Annotated in this window: 19 protein-coding genes; 13 read left to right on the forward strand and 6 right to left on the reverse strand. The window is 44.5% G+C overall.

Translation table 11 applies throughout. The annotated features are described in order from the left end of the window. Nucleotides 1-150 precede the first annotated feature (150 nt). From fabF to EKG38_RS07555, 4 genes are all read left to right on the forward strand, one after another. Nucleotides 151-1,389: a beta-ketoacyl-ACP synthase II gene (gene fabF / locus EKG38_RS07540; RefSeq protein WP_126519664.1), complete on the forward strand. Its 1,239-nt coding sequence runs from the start codon at nucleotides 151-153 to the stop codon at nucleotides 1,387-1,389. A 289-nt stretch (nucleotides 1,390-1,678) separates the two neighbouring features. Next, a complete protein-coding gene (locus tag EKG38_RS07545) occupies nucleotides 1,679-2,047 on the forward strand; it encodes a hypothetical protein (RefSeq protein ID WP_126519665.1) in 369 nt (122 codons plus the stop codon). Between the two features lie 107 nt (nucleotides 2,048-2,154). Then, a complete protein-coding gene (locus EKG38_RS07550) occupies nucleotides 2,155-2,637 on the forward strand; it encodes an acyl-CoA thioesterase (protein ID WP_126519666.1) in 483 nt (160 codons plus the stop codon). A 116-nt stretch (nucleotides 2,638-2,753) separates the two neighbouring features. Then, nucleotides 2,754-3,629 (forward strand): NAD(P)-dependent oxidoreductase, encoded by an 876-nt coding sequence (locus EKG38_RS07555; RefSeq protein WP_126519667.1) that lies wholly within the window; start codon nucleotides 2,754-2,756, stop codon nucleotides 3,627-3,629. 82 nt (nucleotides 3,630-3,711) lie between these two features. Here the strand turns inward: EKG38_RS07555 and cdd are convergent, their stop codons facing one another. Together cdd and sbcB are read right to left on the reverse strand one after the other, a co-directional pair. After that, nucleotides 3,712-4,602: a cytidine deaminase gene (gene cdd, locus EKG38_RS07560; RefSeq protein ID WP_126519668.1), complete on the reverse strand. Its 891-nt coding sequence runs from the start codon at nucleotides 4,600-4,602 to the stop codon at nucleotides 3,712-3,714. A gap of 96 nt (nucleotides 4,603-4,698) precedes the next feature. Then, on the reverse strand, nucleotides 4,699-6,111 hold the full coding sequence (gene sbcB, locus EKG38_RS07565) for an exodeoxyribonuclease I (RefSeq protein ID WP_126519669.1): 1,413 nt from the start codon (nucleotides 6,109-6,111) through the stop codon (nucleotides 4,699-4,701). A 312-nt stretch (nucleotides 6,112-6,423) separates the two neighbouring features. On the opposite strand from sbcB, the gene EKG38_RS07570 reads away from it, so the two are divergent. From EKG38_RS07570 to EKG38_RS07580, 3 genes are all read left to right on the forward strand, one after another. After that, the gene (locus tag EKG38_RS07570) at nucleotides 6,424-7,245 is read left to right on the forward strand and encodes a hypothetical protein (protein ID WP_126519670.1); all 822 of its coding nucleotides are present in this window, start codon (nucleotides 6,424-6,426) and stop codon (nucleotides 7,243-7,245) included. Nucleotides 7,246-7,268: 23 nt separating this feature from the next. After that, nucleotides 7,269-8,081, forward strand: a complete 813-nt coding sequence (gene rlmA / locus EKG38_RS07575) for a 23S rRNA (guanine(745)-N(1))-methyltransferase (protein ID WP_185826809.1) — start codon at nucleotides 7,269-7,271, stop codon at nucleotides 8,079-8,081. 300 nt (nucleotides 8,082-8,381) lie between these two features. Next, nucleotides 8,382-8,588, forward strand: a complete 207-nt coding sequence (locus tag EKG38_RS07580) for a cold-shock protein (protein ID WP_012142953.1) — start codon at nucleotides 8,382-8,384, stop codon at nucleotides 8,586-8,588. A gap of 843 nt (nucleotides 8,589-9,431) precedes the next feature. On the opposite strand, the gene EKG38_RS07590 is transcribed toward EKG38_RS07580, so the two are convergent. From EKG38_RS07590 to EKG38_RS07605, 4 genes are all read right to left on the reverse strand, one after another. Next, nucleotides 9,432-10,331, reverse strand: a complete 900-nt coding sequence (locus EKG38_RS07590) for an ABC transporter ATP-binding protein (RefSeq protein WP_126519672.1) — start codon at nucleotides 10,329-10,331, stop codon at nucleotides 9,432-9,434. Next, complete coding sequence (locus EKG38_RS07595) at nucleotides 10,328-11,164, reverse strand: ABC transporter permease (RefSeq protein WP_126519673.1); 837 nt, start codon at nucleotides 11,162-11,164, stop codon at nucleotides 10,328-10,330. The genes EKG38_RS07590 and EKG38_RS07595 overlap by 4 nt, the downstream gene beginning before the upstream one ends. A 133-nt stretch (nucleotides 11,165-11,297) precedes the next feature. Beyond that, a complete protein-coding gene (locus tag EKG38_RS07600) occupies nucleotides 11,298-11,963 on the reverse strand; it encodes a YceH family protein (RefSeq protein WP_126519674.1) in 666 nt (221 codons plus the stop codon). A 155-nt stretch (nucleotides 11,964-12,118) separates the two neighbouring features. Beyond that, the gene (locus EKG38_RS07605; protein WP_126519675.1) at nucleotides 12,119-12,952 is read right to left on the reverse strand and encodes a CvfB family protein; all 834 of its coding nucleotides are present in this window, start codon (nucleotides 12,950-12,952) and stop codon (nucleotides 12,119-12,121) included. 428 nt (nucleotides 12,953-13,380) lie between these two features. On the opposite strand from EKG38_RS07605, the gene speA reads away from it, so the two are divergent. From speA to EKG38_RS07635, 6 genes are all read left to right on the forward strand, one after another. Continuing rightward, entirely contained in the window at nucleotides 13,381-15,294 is a 1,914-nt protein-coding gene (gene speA, locus EKG38_RS07610; protein ID WP_126519676.1) for a biosynthetic arginine decarboxylase, read from the forward strand. A gap of 50 nt (nucleotides 15,295-15,344) precedes the next feature. Then, entirely contained in the window at nucleotides 15,345-16,274 is a 930-nt protein-coding gene (locus EKG38_RS07615) for an adenosylmethionine decarboxylase (RefSeq protein ID WP_126519677.1), read from the forward strand. Between the two features lie 30 nt (nucleotides 16,275-16,304). After that, nucleotides 16,305-17,225 (forward strand): agmatinase, encoded by a 921-nt coding sequence (gene speB, locus EKG38_RS07620; protein WP_126519678.1) that lies wholly within the window; start codon nucleotides 16,305-16,307, stop codon nucleotides 17,223-17,225. Between the two features lie 63 nt (nucleotides 17,226-17,288). After that, nucleotides 17,289-17,930, forward strand: a complete 642-nt coding sequence (pdxH, locus tag EKG38_RS07625; protein ID WP_126519679.1) for a pyridoxamine 5'-phosphate oxidase — start codon at nucleotides 17,289-17,291, stop codon at nucleotides 17,928-17,930. A gap of 158 nt (nucleotides 17,931-18,088) precedes the next feature. Continuing rightward, nucleotides 18,089-18,664, forward strand: coding sequence for a YceI family protein (locus EKG38_RS07630; RefSeq protein WP_126519680.1), 576 nt, complete (start codon nucleotides 18,089-18,091; stop codon nucleotides 18,662-18,664). 130 nt (nucleotides 18,665-18,794) lie between these two features. After that, on the forward strand, nucleotides 18,795-19,151 hold the full coding sequence (locus EKG38_RS07635; RefSeq protein WP_012142943.1) for a DUF3802 family protein: 357 nt from the start codon (nucleotides 18,795-18,797) through the stop codon (nucleotides 19,149-19,151). Nucleotides 19,152-19,199: the final 48 nt, after the last annotated feature.

Below are 19,199 nucleotides of genomic sequence, written 5' to 3' on the forward strand. Positions count from 1 at the left end.
ATTTCATGATTTGAACCCCACTACTTTTCGAGTTGTTGAACTCTGTATTTTAAAGTGGTTTGGGTATATATTTTATTCCTCTGGTTAGAAATTCTCCATCGCAGCGTTAAATCGCTGTCGTCGATTAACTCAATGTATATAGGTGAAAGTGTGTCTAAACGTCGTGTAGTCGTAACAGGACTCGGTCTGGTGACTCCTGTAGGGAATACTGTAGATTCTTCCTGGAAAGCCCTTGTTTCAGGTAAAAGTGGTATTGCGCCAATAACTAAATTTGATGCCAGCGAGTTTTCGACTCGTTTTAGCGGCTCGGTCAAAGATTTTGACGTCGAGCAATATATGTCTAGAAAAGACGCTCGTAAGATGGATCTGTTTATTCAATATGGTATGGCCGCCGGTATTCAGGCTGTAACCGACTCAGGTCTCGATATGGATAAGCTCGATCCTGCCCGCGTAGGTACGGCTGTTGGGGCTGGAATGGGCGGTATGCCGCTTATCGAACAAGCCCACTCCGCGCTGTTAAAAGGTGGCCCACGTAAAATATCGCCATTCTTCATCCCGAGTACCATCATCAACATGATCTCTGGTCATCTCTCGATTAAATACGGTATGACAGGGCCTAACTTTGCCGTTACTACAGCCTGTACTACCGGTGTGCATAATATCGGTTTTGCCGCCCGGACTATCGCTTATGGCGATGCCGATGTGATGGTTGCCGGTGGTGCTGAAGATGTGACTTGTCCGTTAGCCGTTGGTGGTTTCGGTTCGGCTAAGGCGTTATCGACCCGCAACGATGATCCGCAAGCGGCGAGCCGCCCTTGGGATAGAGACCGTGATGGCTTCGTTATGGGTGACGGCGCAGGTGTCATGGTTATGGAAGAGTATGAACATGCTAAAGCACGGGGAGCGACCATTTATGGTGAGCTTGTTGGTTTTGGTATGAGTGGTGATGCATTCCACATGACATCGCCTCCAGCCGATGGTGCGGGCGCTGCAGCGGCGATGGTCAATGCCATTCGTGATGCAAAACTTGCAAACGAAAGTATTGGCTATATTAACGCTCATGGCACATCGACCCCGGCGGGTGATAGAGCCGAAGCCGCAGCTGTTAAATCCGTCTTTGGCGATCATGCTTATGATCTGCTCGTTAGCTCGACTAAATCGATGACGGGCCATCTATTGGGTGCTGCAGGTTCAGTTGAAGCGATTATTACCCTGCTTGCACTTAGAGATCAGGTTATTCCTCCAACATTGAATCTGGATAACCCTGATGAAGGTTGTGATTTAGATTTCGTGCCTCACACCGCAAGGGATCACAAGTTTGATTACGGCCTGTGTAATTCATTTGGCTTTGGTGGCACAAACGGCTCTCTGTTGTTTAAGAAAGTATAATTGTTGAGTCACTCCTTAAAAAGCGCCTATGGGCGCTTTTTTTTTGCTTTTGTGTAAATCGGTTATGTCATAATTCAACCTATGCTAACAAGTGCAAGGGAAGGTGATAGCGCTTAGGTAACCTGGCTCCTAGTTTAGGTTTACACTTTGCAACCAGTTTGTAACATCATGATTAGTCGTCAGATTAACCAGGATCTACCGTCAGATTAACCTTAGTTCATCTCTATTGGATCTTGCTTTGGATAGGCAGATAATTGCGATCTGTAACTTCGGTTTTAAGGAACCTCACGTGTTAAATCTTACTGTACTTCCCCTACTGCCGCTTGTCGGTGCATTAACGGCAAACCTGAATGAGCTTATAAGAGGTGAAACTGTCAATGTGCACCCGAAGTTACCTATTGGAATGAAAACTTTCAGTGTTGCCGCCGCAGGCTTTGCTATCGTGTGGTTTGCCCTGTTGGTGACGGCCATTTATGCCGGAGGGGAGGCCGATAACATCGCTGGTATCGAGGTGTTGATACTGTTCTTGGCTGGCTTCATCATTCATTCGGGTATCCAAGCCTCGCGCTTACTGAATGAACGTGTTCAACTATGGGTTTACCGACTCGCAATTCCTTTTATTCTCGTTACAAGTTTTATCGTTCTAAAATTTGGCTAACTGATTAAAACATCGCTAAGACAGTCATAAATCTCATATTATACTTGTACGTCATTTACTATTTATGGCGTACACTTACAGCATCCTCCAATTGTTTCGAGATAAAAATGGCCGGTAAAGAGCGAGCGATAACCTTAAGGTTTCTGGCAGAGCCTGCTGATGTGAACTTCGGTGGAAAGGTGCACGGTGGCGCCGTCATGAAGTGGATCGACTTAGCCGCTTATGCGTGCTCGGCGGGCTGGAGTGGTAAGTACTGCATTACAGCCTATGCCGGCGGGATCCGTTTCGTGAAGCCTATTCATGTGGGTAATATTGTTGAAACGACGGCTAAAGTCATCTATACGGGACGCTCATCTATGCATTTGGGTATCGATGTTCGTGCCGGAGACCCTAAGAACTCTGAACGTCATTTGACCACTCACTGTGTGGTTATTATGGTCGCGGTTGATGATGCAGGACATCCCACCGAAGTGCCTGAATGGGTGCCTCAAACAGATGAAGACATTAAGTTGCGTGATTCAGCGATTCGGTTAATGGAGATGCGTAAAAAAATCGGGGCTGAAATGGAAGCTCATGTAACCTTAGCTTAATTAAATATTTTACGTAAAAGGCACCTTAGGGTGCCTTTTTTCTAACCCGCTTTTATAAAAAATGTACAGGGTGATAGACTAGCTCAGCTAAGAACTAAAACTAATAAGGGATAAAAATGGCAAAAGTAGCATTTATCGGTTTAGGTGTTATGGGTTACCCAATGGCAGGCCACTTGGTTAGAGAGGGACATGATGTCACCGTATACAACCGCACTGAGGTTAAAGCTGAGGCTTGGGTCAACGAATATGGCGGACAATCCAAATCTACCCCTAAGCTTGCCGCACAAGGCCAGGAGATTGTATTTATCTGTGTCGGTAACGATGACGATCTGCGTGAGGTTACCTTAGGTGAAGCGGGCGTACTCAAAGGAATGGAGGCGGGAACGATTCTTGTCGACCATACGACCGCCTCTGCCGATGTAGCCCGCGAGATAGGTGAAATGGCATCACAAGCCGGTATCGGCTTTCTGGATGCGCCAGTGTCTGGCGGACAGGCTGGAGCTGAAAATGGCGTGCTGACTGTGATGACAGGCGGTGATGTGGAAATATTTGAGCAAGCCAAACCCATTATCGATGCCTATGCTCGCTGTATCGAACGTCTTGGCGATATTGGCGCAGGACAACTGACTAAGATGGTCAATCAAATCTGCATCGCAGGTGTGGTTCAGGGATTGGCAGAGGGGCTTCATTTTGCTCGCAGTGCCGGACTCGATGGTGAGAAGGTTGTCGAAGTGATCAGTCAAGGGGCCGCACAATCCTGGCAGATGGAGAATCGCTATCAGACGATGTGGCAGGGAGAGTACAATTTAGGTTTCGCCGTAGACTGGATGCGAAAAGATCTCAATATTGCATTAGATGAAGCCAGAAAGAATGGCTCTCATCTGCCTCTGACCGCACTGGTCGATCAGTTTTACTCAGAAGTGCAGGCTATCGGCGGGAATCGCTGGGACACGTCAAGCTTGTTGGCAAAACTGGAACGTAATCGAAAATAATTATCGAAAATTAATACAAAAAAGGACTGCTTCGGCAGTCCTTTTTGATTGAGTTAAACGCTCTTATACCAATCGATATTAATTACTCTGGGTCGAGGACGATATGTTCAAGCTCTACGGCCGCAACAGCATGGAGAGCATCCATAGTCGCGCCAACCAGGGAGATTTTTCCACCTGCAGATTCGATCAATACCGCACGAGAGATCTCACAGAACTCTCTGTTATGTCTGGCCATGGTAGAAAGTGCCATCTGCATGGGTAACATAGAGGGGTTAAACGCCGCATTTTCGGCGTATCGGCCACAATAGGTCGCACCATCTTGTGTTTCCAGGACAACAGCCGCATAACTACTCGTATAAGGTGCATAGCTTAAGCTTGCATGGTCCAAAGCCTCGATGATCATAGGGTCTGAGCTGTCCAGGCTTAGCTCATGCTGCTGCTTGGTTAGCAAGGGCTCGGTAATGTTCAGATCGCTCGGGCCAAAGGCATAGGGCAGATAATGAGACAGTGGTTGAGTTTGTTGTTCTGGAAGGTGGATTTTCACCTTCTGGCCTTCAACCAGCTCGTTCATAAATTGGCGACAGTGGCCACATGGTGAAAAGTTAACGATGACATCTTCAATTTGACGTTCACCGCTCAGCCATGCATGACTGATAGCACTCTGTTCTGCATGCACCGAATGGAATAGTGCCTCACCTGTGAGTTCCATATTCGCGCCCATGTAGATATCACCACTCTTACCCTTGGCAATGGCACCGACATAAAATTCACTGATAGGCGGTCTGGCCAGTGCTGCGGCAACAGGAAGCAAAGCTAGAAGTAGCTCACTTTCCTCTAGTCCACTCTTGGTGATAAGCGTGTTTAGTTGCTGGGCATCGATATGGCCGGCAAAATCGGCATTCAACATGGGTACCAATGCATCTGATAGCGGTTTTGGCAACTCTGCGATGCACTTTATAAATCTATCTTGCATGTTAATGGTCCTATAATTGTTAAGATAATGAAAATCATTTTAGTAATCGTTTTACAATGATGATGAGATCTACCTCCCATTTATCTCAGTAAAATCCTACAAATTGCTAAGATAATGACATAAAGCTGTAAGTAATTTTTGTTTGTCTTCATTTTGAGCTGTTTCATTCACTAGATTTTCTAACTTCAACATATAATCGGGATCGTTGAGTCTCGACTGACAAAAATCACGCCACTTCATGGATTCCATCTCATCGAATGTCTCTGGGTAATTACGGCCTCGGTATCTGAATAGCATCTCTTTGAGTCTCGAATCATCGAACTCAAGCTCAAGTGCCGCAAGATTCTGCGGTGAGGTATGACGAATGATTTCCATCTTCTCTTTATCTGCAGAGCTGAAAAATCCGCCGCTATATAGCTGTAGGTCGGGGTCCGTTGAACCTGACTCATATTCGACATCGAAGACGGCGACTAATTTTTCTCGCAGCTCCGAGTGTTGCTTCAATAGTTTAAACTGCTCTCTGGCAAATGCCTTATCGATATTGAGTCTCTCGGCATTTTCATCACTGAGTGTCTTAGCGGAAGCGATAAAGGGACATTTATTGATGTGTATCTGTTTAACGCTGATAGGGAGTTCATCTTCACCAAGATCGGCTCTTCGCGTATACATACGCTCTCTGATCTGCTCGACACTGAGCTCGATAAGAGGTGAGATATCCATGGCTAAGTTAACGCAGATAATGGCATTTTTATTGGTGGAGTGATGTGCCACCGGCGCAATGATGGTTGTACAGCCATGGAGTGAACTGATTTTCGAACTGACATGTACCAGAGGCTGCATGTTAAGCACATCGATGAGTTTAGACACCTCTTGTTTACGTCTTAAGGTGAAGTAATAGTCGAATAGTTTAGGTTGCTTCTGTTTAATCAGCTTTGCCATATCTATGGTGGCATAAACATCTGACATGGCATCGTGTGCCTTTTCATGACTTAAGCCGTTGGCCTGGGTCAAATGCTCTAACTTAAAACTGGGTGAACCATCCTCTTTGACCGGCCACTCGATACCATCGGGTCTGAATGCATAACAGGCCCTGACGAGATCGATAATGTCCCAACGTGAGTTGCCTTGCTGCCACTCACGGGCATAAGGGTCATAAAAGTTTCGGTAGAAACCGTACCGAGAAACCTCATCATCGAATCGAATGGAGTTATACCCGGCAACGCAGGTATTGGGCTGACTAAAAAGATCATGGACTTTAGCCATAAACTCGGCTTCTGGGATCCCTTTCAGGTTCGCCAATTGTGGAGTGATCCCAGTGATTAAAATGGCTTCGGGTGAGGGGAGGTAATCATTGGCTACCTTGCAATAAAAAGTCACCGGATCCCCAATAATATTAAGATCCATATCTGTACGGACCCCAGCAAATTGGGAAGGACGGTCTTTAGACGGGTTCGCACCGAAAGTTTCGTAATCGTGCCAGAAGATGGTTGGGTTATTGCTGGGAGACATAGATAATTATTTTTGGAAGATACTTGCGACTAATCATAGCATTCTACTTATCGCTTTGTCCTTAATGGTGAGGCTAAGGTTCATAAGCAACCCAATGGGGCTGTAGCTGAATTATTGTGTCGAAACGATTTTGTTGTGAATGTGTTTTTAGCACATAGAAGGTAAAGGGGGATTGAGAGCGGTTTCATCGTGATAATGAAGCTAGTTTAAAATATAGCATGGTGGATATATGGTTCAATTTTAACCATTTTCATCGCTGGTACAAATAAACTAAGCCATGTACAATCCCTGACCCAATAGAGGTGTTGTACTATGTTTGAACCCCTGCTGACACAGCCTGAAATTTTAAAACTCGATCATCACTCCAGACTGATTGTCACCTTGCACGAAAGCACAAGTGACTTTAGCTTATTACAAGTCATGAATGGCCATATTGGTGAGTTCGTTATTGTCTCCATCAGCGATGACTCCTTGTCTGTCATGGTTCGATTGCCCCCTTTTCTTTCTATCACGGTGGAGCCATCGACTGCAGATATTAGCTCACTACTCGATGATAATAGGGCTGCATTGACAAGAAGTGCAGGGCAAGGGTGGCGTCTATTTAGTGCGCTAGGCATATCTCCAAAAATGTGTGCTGGGCAACTCAGAGAGGGCTTGTTCATAGACGTCGGTTTTAAGTCACAAGCGCAGTTCTCTATTGTACAGTCCAAAATGTGGCAAATTATCGCGTTAGAGCAAGACAATCGATTATTTCATGGGCCCAGAGAGCTTATGCGGGCGAGGGCGCTTGTCGCCAGAGCGGTTCAACATGAGCTCAAGACCGAAGAATTATTGCTCGAAATAAGCGAGTTAGAAAATGTCAGGAGCGATCTTTCTACCTTTAGTTGCAGCGAGCTGGTTAGACGTCATCCTGAGATCAGTGCTGAAGTGACTAAATTAGATGCGCAACTATTGAGAAAAAAACAGTGGTTGTCCCGCAGTTACAATCAATCTGTGGAGCGGGTGAGTTGGCAGTACTCTGCTAACCATGCTTCAATAAATGAATTACAAACACGAAAGCTGGAATATTATAAGCTGTTATCGACCACAGCGATTAACGACATGGTTCAACAACTGATTGTTGACGAAGAGTAAACCAATAAATCAACGGAAAAATGATGAAATATCGTTGTCCCCTATGTAAACAAGCTTTGTTACTGAAAGACAGAACCTGGTATTGCCCTGATAATCACAGGTTCGATTGTGCCAAAGAGGGTTATGTCAACTTACTGCCTGTACAGAAGAAGCGCTCCAAAGATCCTGGCGATAATAAGGAGATGATGTTTGCTCGCAGAGAGTTTCTCAATAAAGGGCATTACCAACTACTCAGCGACCGAGTGAATGAATTAGCCCTACAGCACGCTCATGGTGCGAAAGCCGGATTAGATATCGGTTGTGGTGAAGGTTATTACAGTCATCGTTTATATGATGCAATGTCTGAAGAGATGAATTTTTCACTTCAAGGCCTGGATATTTCTAAGTCTGCGCTGAAATACGCATCGAAAAGGTATTCAGATATCAGCTTTTGTGTTGCAAGTGCATTTGAAATGCCATTTGCGGATGAGAGTTTTGATCTGATGCTGCGTATCTATGCCCCCTCCTTAGATGAAGAGTTAAGGCGCGTGGCTAAAAAAGAGAGCATATTGATCACAGCCTCTGCTGGAAAGAACCATCATTTTGCGCTTAAAGAGCTGATATATGAGAAGCCAACTCCCCATATAACCGAGAGCAGTCAGATTGCTGGTTTTGAGCTGCTTCATCGGGAAAATTTGGAGTCGACTCTGGTACTCAGTGAAGGAATTGAGATCACTCATTTTCTTAACATGACACCTTATAGCTGGAAGTTGACCGACGAACAGAAAGCAAAATTGGTAAAAAATGGACTTAAATGCGAGTTAGATTTCAAAATTGAGGTTTTTAAAGCCATTTAATTAAAAACAAATGGGCGCACGATTAAAAAATGACCAACTATCTGTTTTTAGTGTTTTTACACCATGTTCACAATCATCTCAATAAAACCAAGCAACAGATAACAAAGCGAAAAGATGGTTTTCCGGTGATTTGATTGTTGACATGAGCAGAGAATGATTTATAGTAGTTGCAGCTCGAAGGTTGCATTTATTTTTATGTTCCAATACGATTTGTTCGTCCTGTTAACATAAGTAATACCGGCATTTTCAAGCTCTACTGCCGTTTAGGCTATATTTTATTTAAGTTACAGGATTTATATCATGTCTCAAGTTACTGGCGTTGTTAAGTGGTTCAACTCTGACAAAGGTTTTGGATTTATCGAGCAAGAGTCTGGTCCAGATGTTTTTGTTCACTTCCGTGCAATCAACTCTGACGGTTTCAAAACTCTTGACGAAGGTCAGAAAGTACAATTCACTGTGACTCAAGGTCAGAAAGGTCCACAAGCTGAAAACGTAACTATCGTTTAGGTTTGAGCCTTTGATTAGCTTTTAGCTAATCCAAAAGAATTTTTAAGAGCTGCGATTTATCGCAGCTCTTTTTTATGTCTGTAAAACAATCAAGATAAACCGAAGACACCCCATTATCCGCTCTCATCCTATTTATAACCTTCTCCTGAATTTGTAGAGCCCCACCAGAAACCTCTTTATTAATTCGTTCCTCAGGTATGAATTCAGCAATCTTCATAAGCTATTTTTAGATGAGGCTGTTCAGCGCACCTGAGATTAACAGTATCTAATCTAATAATGACTGAGTAATACCAATCGGTATAAAGATGTGATCGCTCAGCGAGAATTTAGCGCTTCTGAGGCAAGGTCATTAATTGCTCCTGCATAAATGACATTCACAACATCTGACCTCCAAGGATGGAGGAAATGTCTTAAGTATGTAGGGAACATACAAGACCATGTTGCTCGCAACGAGTGAAGAGCATAGTTGTTATACGTTCAAGCTCGTTAACGCAGCATCGGATGCGCTAAAACTCGCCTGTTAGGCGTGTTTTTGGCTGCCTACTTCTGCGTTGAATGGCCTCACAAGGGAACAACCATTCCATCATCCATTCGCCTTGAATTAGTTGCCAAAAAACACGCTGAGTAGATCACTTTCTTATACGGATTGGTATGACTGGAAGCGAGAAACGGATAAGTACCCTCAGGGACTTTCAAATTAGCTACTTTCAAATTAGCTACTTTCAAATTAGCGACTTTCAAATAAAGGGCGTTGATAAAGGATATGTCCAGGAGAATAAAAAAGGCATCACAGATTGTGATGCCTTAAATGATTGCAGTGTCTTGTCCTGGTATTAGCTTACTCTATGAAAAAAGTTTATCTTCAAGGGTTCTGCCTTTCAGCAATGCCCGGTATTTCCAACCGTTTTTCGATATAAGAGTAAAAAACTGAACTTCGATATCATGGATCTCTTCGGCGGAATAATGGATTAAATATTCATTTTCCTGCTTCTTAGTGACACTGTTTATACCAGTTAGGCTCTCAAGTGCCGAGACGAAAAGTTCATCTTCGCATTCTTGCATCGAAACCGTGAGATATTCATCGGTCATGTTTTCCTGTATCGAGACAGACTGCCCAAGCTTACCCTGATCGAGATAGAGCACCTGATCGCACAATTTTTCAAGCTCATCCAGATTGTGTGAGCTGATCACGAAAGTGATATCGGATGACAAGGCTCTGACTAGCTCACGTATCACCTTCGCATTTGCCGGATCCAGACCCGCCGTTGGTTCATCCAATAAGACCAGCTGAGGCGAACCAATCAGAGCCTGAGCGATGGATGCCCGTTTACTCATGCCATGGCTTAGCGATTGTGGTTTTTGTTCCACAACATGGGCAAGGTCTACCAGAGACAATACACGAAGGCTCTCAGCCTTTGCTTGTTTAGCCGTTAACCCTTGCAGAGTACCAAACAGAGTAAATTGAGTGATTAGATTCAGGTTAGGGTCCAGAGTGGCATCTTGTGGTAGTGACGCCACTTTACCAAGCAGTTTACGACTGCCGGGTTTCTCTCCCATGATTGTCACCGAACCACAGCTCGGTATTAAATAGCCACACAGTAAGCTGAATAGGGTGGTTTTACCTGCGCCATTGGGCCCTACAAGGGCTATCGGTGACCCGGACTTAAGCTCAATTGAGACTCCGTCTAGCGCGAGTTTGCTGCCATAGGATTTAGTCAGCATCTCACATTTTATCAGACTCATAATGAACTCCTTTTCATGTAGGTTCTACCAAGGAAAAGTAACACCAGAGTCTGGATAACAGGGATTGGAGCATAAACAAAACTGCCCATTCCTTGTGTATTGATCATCAAACTTAGCTGCGCACCAGGCAAGGTCCAGTGAAGGAGTCCGGCGATTGATGGAATGTAGTTATTGATTATGGCAAGTACGATGGCACTCACAGCCCAAAGCAGAATGGCGTAGATAGTCGCCTGCCTGGCGGAGTTGGCATACAAGGAGAGAATGGCCATCAATGCCGTGAAGGGGGCAAGAATAATGATCATATTGATAAAAACGATAACCCCGGAAGTGAGCGCCGGCAGAAGTAATGTTGCGTCACGTGACATCGCAAGGAGCACGGTGGCCAAAATAGTAAACAGGAGCAATAGCGTTTGAATCAGCATATGGCCGATGTATCGACCAAGGAACAAACTGTCGCGCCCCGTCCTCAGCGTGAGGAATCTAAACGTGCCTCTTTGTCTGTCAGATGCAAATTGGTCGGCTGAAACAAAGATACTGAAAAGTGGGAAAATATAGAGCGCCGATATCCAAAGTATTGCCATCTCGGCCACCTGCCATTGAAACAATTGGCTAATAGACTCTTCACCAAATACGCCGGCAATCAGCTGTTTAAAGTCTGGGTTGAGCAGGAAGCTGGATGCACTACGAATAGGGTACAAAAGGAGCAGTAACCACACGAGTGAGAATGCGACAAGCGCGATCAACCCTCTGGGGTTAAACAGTAATTTTTTTAATTCAAATTTGGCCAGTATGAGCGTATTACGCATCAAGCCCGAGTCAGCGTTAGGTTCCAATGTGATCCCTTTTGGTTTGCTATTCCGATTGATAGGTACGATAACACCCTAGAGCACCGATTAGTTTCATCCAACGGCACTCTGGTGATCTTTATTTTGTAACTCTTTCTGTTAGAGTCAGATTTTTTGTCGGTCAGTTAAGTAATTCGTGCAGTGCTTCTTTCAACATGACGACCTCTTTTTCTAATAGTGTCACCCGGGCCGATAACTTTTCCATCTCATCACTCGTATGTGGGCTGTTGTCGCTTTGTGGAGCTGGTGCCGATTGTTCCTGGATAGGGGCAGACACTCCCTTTGACTGTTCTGAAATTAACTCTTCGTAGCAAGAATCCCTTCTGCCGGGTTCTCTGGTGAGTTGATGAACGATGGCCGGATCGGCTTGCGCTAAAGTGAGCAATGTTCTCTCTACTGCGGCGACATCTTCGAAATTGTGTAATCGGTTACTTCTGGTCCTTAATTCACCGGGAGTTTGAGGACCGCGCAGAAGCAGGAGGCAGACGAGGGCATATTGAGCAGGACTCAATTGAAGGTCGCTAAACTCCGTATTGCAGAATCGGTGTTTATATTTGACCACTCTGGAGCCAAAACCGCTTTGGTCTGTGACCAGCCTTTGCTTCATCAAAGCGTCTACGGCCATTTGTGTTTCGGTTTCAGTCATCGACAGCACCGGCTCACGGCTCGACTTTTGATTACAGGCAAGGGTAAGCGAGTTTAAAGAGAGGGGATATTGCTCTGGAGTGGTGACCTCTTTCTCGAGAAGGCATCCGATAACTCTTGCTTCGTGGAGTGTTAATTTCATTTCAGGAGACTCATAAAAAAAGCATAACTTTGTTATAACAGAGTCATGCTTTTAATCAAAGCTTCGAATTATTATCAAGCATTTTACTGCTTGAAAACTAGTCGAATCGTCCTAAGTAACCTGAATTCAGGTTATACCAATCGGTATTAGACAACTCAATCGACCAATCTGATTCCATCGACAGATATGGTGATCTGTTTTGCTTTATATAAGCCACCGATACTCTTCTTGAAGGCTTTCTTACTCATAGACAGCTTGGCATAAATGGTATCGGCATCCGTCTTATCATTTAACGGTAGGAAACCACCGGCTTGTTTAAGCTTAAACATGATAGTCGTCGAATGTTTATCTAACTCTTCCTTGACCCCTTTTTGCAAGATAAGGTCAATTTTGTCATCACTGCGAACTTGTTTAATGAAACCTTTCATTCGCTGGCCGAAGCTTAGTGTGCGGAACACTTCATTTTTGAAGATCACGCCCCAATGGCTGTGATTAATTATCGCCTTGTAACCAAGATCCGTCGTGCCACCAATAATCAGATTCACCTCTTCACCAGCATCATAGGGAGGGGGTGTTTTGTCGAGAAATCTGTCGATTTTTGAAGAGGCTACAATGCGATCATCGACATGACTTTGGTAAATGTAGACAAGGTAAGAGCGACCTTCCTCTATTTCACGGTGTTGTTCACCGAAAGGAAGCAGTAGATCTTTGTCTAAACCCCAGTTTAGAAATGCACCGAATTGTCCGGTAGCGACGGCTTCTAAATAGGCGAATTGGCCAACTTCAGCTAAAGGCTTACGCGTGGTAGCAATGAGCTTATCTTCTGAGTCCAGGTAGATAAACACCTCTAACATATCGCCTAAGTTACACTCTTTTGGCATGACCTTGGTCGGTAGAAGTATTTGACCGAGTTCCTGTCCATCTAAATAAACGCCAAATTCAACGATTTTGACGACTTCGAGTGTGCTGGTTTTGCCTATCTGTATCATGGAGTTCTCTATTGCTTACGACATATCTATGGCTGCTGATTATAGTGGAAAAAGAGTCATTAATCTGTAAGTGATTTGAATCTAACTGGACTAATTGAGTGAAATTTAGTCGCGCAGAGTGCTCCGGCTAACTTTCATGGTAATCTTCATCGATATAGTGCAAGTTAAACTTCACAAATTATGTGATGCAACTACTTGCAAAATAGTCATTTGAGGTGTCTAATCGCGCTCCTTTAATTTGGTTATTTCCGTCTATAACGAATAGATTTAAGCTAGTATAATGATGTTTTACTGCATATTGACTGGTTCGACGTAAATTGATGTTTTGCGCCTAAAGACGAATAGCTTTGCTAAATTAGTTTTAAATAACAGTACCGACAATCAAGCACGGTACTACTCTATCTGGCTTATATACAGGTTTAAAGAATATGAGTGATTGGTCTATTAATGATGCCCGCACCGGGTACAACGTTAATTATTGGAGTCAGGGGCTTTATGGGATTAGTGACACCGGGGAAGTAACCGTCTCGCCCGATCCCTCTCACCCTGAATACAGTATAGGGCTAAATGAACTTGCCAAAGATATGGTCAAGTCTGGCGTTGCCTTGCCTGTGCTGATTAGATTCCCTCAGATCTTACATCATAGGGTAAACAGCGTTTGTCAGGCGTTCAACCAGGCAATACAAAAGTATGAATATCAATCTGATTACCTGTTGGTCTATCCGATCAAGGTCAATCAGCAGCAAACGGTTGTCGAAGAGATCCTGGCCAGTCAGGTTTCTAAAGAAGTGCCACAATTGGGGCTCGAAGCGGGTAGTAAGCCAGAGTTGATGGCTGTACTTGCCATGGCGCAGAAAGCCAGTTCAGTGATCATCTGTAATGGTTATAAAGATGTCGAATACATTCGTCTGGCGTTAATCGGTGAAAAACTGGGTCATAAAGTTTATATCGTTTTAGAAAAGTTATCTGAACTTAAGATCATTCTGGAAGAAGCTGAAAAGCTTGGTGTTACGCCTAGATTAGGTTGTCGGGTACGTCTTGCGTTTCAAGGTAAAGGCAAGTGGCAGGCCAGTGGTGGAGAGAAATCGAAGTTTGGCCTTTCGGCTTCTCAGGTACTTACCGTTATCGACTCATTGAAACAAGAGCAGATGTTGGACTCCTTGCAGCTGTTACACTTTCACCTTGGTTCTCAAATTGCCAATATTCGGGATATTCGTCAGGGAGTGAGCGAAGCCGGGCGTTTCTATTGCGAGCTTCAAAAGCTTGGGGCTAATGTTAAGTGCTTCGATGTCGGTGGTGGTCTGGCTGTCGATTACGACGGCACCCGTAGCCAAAGTTCCAGCTCGATGAACTACGGATTGACCGAGTACGCCAATAATATCGTGAGTGTACTTACCGATCTTTGTAATGAATATCAGGAGCCTATGCCAAGAATTATCTCGGAGTCGGGTCGTTTCCTTACGGCACATCATGCTGTGTTGATCACCGATGTCATAGGCACCGAAGCGTATAAGCCAGAAGTTATTGAGGGGCCAGAGAACGAGGCACCGCAGCTACTGCATAATATGTGGCAATCTTGGAGCGAAGTCAGTGGCAGAGCCGATCAACGTGCCTTGATTGAGATCTATCATGATTGTCAAAGCGATCTGAGCGAGGTGCATTCACTGTTTGCCTTAGGTCAATTGAGTTTATCTGAAAGAGCATGGGCGGAGCAGGTTAACCTTAGAGTTTGCCATGAACTTCGTGATGTGATGAGTCCGAAATATCGTTTCCATCGCCCCATCATCGATGAGTTAAATGAAAAGCTGGCCGATAAGTTTTTCGTTAACTTCTCGCTATTTCAGTCACTGCCTGATGCCTGGGGAATCGATCAAGTGTTTCCTATCATGCCGCTATCTGGTCTCGATAAGGCGCCTGAGCGCCGTGCGGTCATTTTAGATATTACCTGTGACTCAGATGGTACAATCGATCAATATGTCGACGGTCAGGGCATTGAAACCACAATACCTGTACCAGCCTGGAGTGCAGAGAGTCCGTATCTGATAGGCTTCTTCCTTGTTGGAGCATATCAGGAGATCTTGGGTGATATGCATAACCTGTTTGGCGACACTAACTCGGCAGTCGTACGTCTCGATGACGATGGCAGAACCAATATTGAATCGGTTTTGGCTGGAGACACGGTGGCGGACGTACTTAGGTATGTGAACCTCGATGCAGTATCATTTATGCGTACCTATGAAGAGTTGGTCAATAAGCATATTCAAGAAGCTGAGCGAGCGAATATACTCGAAGAGTTACAGCTAGGGTTGAAAGGTTATACTTACCTGGAAGACTTCTCATAGGGTAATTAGAGCAGGCTCATAATGGGCCTGCAACTGGGTAACTCAACTGTATGTTTTTTGAAGGTTCAGAAAAAAAAATTGAAGTGGTCGTATCCTCTACGACCCCCTCTTTACGCCAATTGGGCGATGGTTTTTGGGCAGCGATAGTCGCAAGCGCAAATGCAGAAATTCTCTCGAAGATGTCTAATGCTTATTGTGACGCTTACATTTTAAGTGAGTCCAGCCTTTTTGTCTGGGACCATAAGTTTCTGATGTTAACCTGTGGCACGACTACGCTTGTCGATGCGGTACTCCTGTTTGTTGATAAGTTGGGTGAAAACGCGATAGCGTCTGCCAGTTATCAGCGAAAGAGTGAGTCGCTTTCCCACCTTCAAGCAAGCAGTTTCGAATGCGACCTGTCACGGCTCAGAGAAAAACTCTCGGGACGCGCCTATCGTGTTGGCCATTTAGATACTCATCATCACTATATTTTTTGCGCCGACACGAAAGCGCAATGGAGTTTCCCCCAGAATAGTTGTGAGCTGTTGATGTATCACATCAAGGGCGATGTCGCCGAATACCTGAGAAGCGATAAGCAGTCGAGCAGAGGGATCAGAGATATGCTTAGGCTCGATTGTCTGTTCCCGGATTTCGTATTCGATGATCATATTTTCGAGCCCTTTGGTTACTCAATCAATGGTCTGTGGAATGAGAAGTATATGACGATACATATCACCCCACAGGAAAAGGGGTCCTATGTGAGTATCGAAACAAACTTGCACTTTCCTCAAGGCTCGTTCAATATATTCTCCGACCTGTTAAATATATTAAACCCTCGAAGTTGGGATGTTATCGGTTTCAATACCGAAATCACCTCAGAAGGTTTTCCCGCTTGTATATCGGTGGCGAGTTGTTCTCTACCGATCACCCCAAGTGATACTGTTTATTTCAATCAATATCATCAGCAGAGTAATGAAGTGCTGATCCCTGAATCTTTGTAATGATGATTCTTATTAATTTATGGAGCTTTTATGACCACAATTGCAGATAAACCTGATTACTCTCTCTATTCCAATGCATTTGGTTATCTAAGACAACCTTTAGATTTTAACCCTATTCAAAGCGATGCCGATGTTGTGATCTTGGGTCTGCCTTTTGATATGGCCACCACGGGTCGTTCTGGCGGCCGCATGGGACCTGGGGCGATTCGTCAAGCTTCGATCAATCTTGCCTGGGAAGAGACTCGTTGGCCTTGGGACTTTAAGCTTAGTGAGCGTTTGAAAGTTGTCGATGCCGGCGATCTGGTTTATGACTGTGGTGATGCAGCCGACTTTACCCAGCGTGTTGAAGACTTCGCGAGTGCGATTCTTGATGCCGATAAAGCCTTGTTAAGTTTTGGTGGCGATCACTTCGTGACACTGCCATTGTTAAGGGCGCACTATAAAAAACATGGCAAAATGGCGCTGTTACATTTCGATGCTCATACCGATACCTACAGTCAGGGGAGCAAGTACGACCATGGTACTATGTTCTACCATGCGCCAAAGGAAGGGATCATCGCACCGGAAAATTCACTACAAATCGGTATTCGAACCGAATACAATCATGACGACCACCAGTTCCAGGTTATCGATGCGGCAAATGCAAACGACATGACTGCGGCAGAGATCGTGGCGCAGATCAAGCAGCGGGTAGGGGATATGCCTCTCTACATAACGTTCGATATCGATTGCTTAGATCCTGCTTATGCCCCGGGTACCGGCACGCCCGTGTGTGGTGGCTTGACCAGCGACAAGGCGATGAAAATCATCCGTGGTCTGCGAGGCATGAACGTCGTTGGAATGGATGTCGTTGAAGTTGCCCCAGCATATGACAGCGCAGAAATAACAGCGCTAGCCGGCGCGACGCTGGGTCTTGAGATGCTGCATGTGTGGTGTGATTCGAACAAGTAAAACAACGAAAGGTGATATGGTTAGTATCACCTTTTATCTGAACAAGAGTAGGGACAAGCAGAAATGTCAAAGCTGAGTGATATCAGGCGTGAGTATACGCTTGGAGGGCTTCATAAAGAGGACCTTCCCGGCGATCCTATTGAGCTATTTTCAAAATGGATGGAACAGGCCCGCGACTCAGAGGTACTCAGCGATCCGACGGCCATGTCGGTCGCAACGGTAGACGCTGATGGTCAACCTTTTCAGCGGATCGTTTTGCTGAAGCGGTTCGATAAGGAAGGCTTTGTTTTCTTCACTAATTTAGAAAGTCGAAAATCGCAGCAGATAGCAATAAACTCGAAGGTGAGTTTATTGTTTCCGTGGCACTCACTGGAACGTCAGGTCGCGATCACCGGCGAGGCCGAGCCTCTGTCGACGGCTGAAGTGATGAAGTACTTTATTACCAGACCCAAAGAGAGCCAGATTGCAGCCTGGGTCTCTAAACAATCCAGTAAAATATCGGCAAGACAGGCGCTTGAATCTAAGTTTGCGGAGATGAAAGCGAAATTTAGCCAGGGTGAGGTCCCACTGCCTAAGTTTTGGGGAGGCTATATTGTTAAACCCACCAGTATTGAATTTTGGCAGGGTGGTGAGCATAGACTACATGACCGTTTTCTCTACTCTAAAGACGATGCTGATTGGGATATCTCACGGCTTGCGCCATAGACTTAACTATTGAGGGGAATTAATCGTTATTTCCCTTATATTTGCTCAATGAATTCATATCATTTACATATTCTCATTTTCATTCTTATACTTATAGCTGTGTACATTCGATTTTTATAAATTAGCGACTAACTACTTTTAGATAGTGAGGATAAGGTATGAGAACATTCGTTATAGGGATATTGCTTTTATCATTTGGTTTTATGGCATCGGCTACGCCGTGGTCTATTGATAATGACAGCTCAAATATCAGTTTCATTTCAACGAAGAAAGTTGATGTTGCCGAGATCAATCATTTTAAGACTTTTTCCGGTCAATTAACCGGACAAGGGCATTTTACCTTAACCATTGAACTTGCCAGTGTTTGGACCAATGTCGATATCCGTGATAGTCGCATAAAAGATATTCTCTTCGAAGTCGGTGCATTTCCTAAGCTTACACTGAACGCGACGGTCGATATGGATAAGCTCAAAAAAATTCAAGTAGGTGAGACTGAAGAGATGGAGATCGCTGCCGATATAAACCTGCATGGTAAAATGCAAACAAAGACACTTTTTGTCACAGTTGCTAAACTTAGCGAACAACGCCTGTTGGTTTCGAGTACACAACCGACGATTGTTAATGCTGCGCAATACGGGCTCTCATCAGGGATCGATAAATTGAGAGACATTGCAGGTCTCACATCAATTAGCAAGTCTGTACCAGTCTCATTTATTTTGAATTTAAGTCATTAAGCTCAAAGTACAAAGTAAAATCGAGACTCTAGGTCAAAACTGTTTCATAATGCCAAATAAATGTCTTTTAAACTGGATAATGAGCATAGTATCTACCATGCTCTAACTGAGTACATGAATAGGGTCGAAGATGGTTACAGATAAAGATGGGTATATGCATCTCATTCAGTTCCTCTCAGAGCATTTAGGGCTATTTGAGGGGAAAGAAGCTGCGGCTTTGACAGATGATACCGTTATGGAATTATTTGAAGAGCAGCTTTCTGCACAGATTATTATGGTGTGTGGCCAGAATCCATCGCTAACCTTTGCTCAACGTAATCAAGTTATTCGAGAGATTGACGCCATCGTCTATGATCTCGAAGAGATCTTGGCGAGCGTTGCAAACCGAAAAGCTACTCCCAAACAAACGTTATTTATCACCGAATTTTCTGGCCTGATCAAAAACCTGTTCGATCAGGAAATTTCAAAAGTCCTTATCACCGAGTAACTGTATAATTGCTTACAGAATTTTACACCTGGCAACTTGTGCCGTATG

It is taken from the genome of Shewanella canadensis, assembly GCF_003966225.1.
GTDB classification, from domain to species: domain Bacteria; phylum Pseudomonadota; class Gammaproteobacteria; order Enterobacterales; family Shewanellaceae; genus Shewanella; species Shewanella canadensis.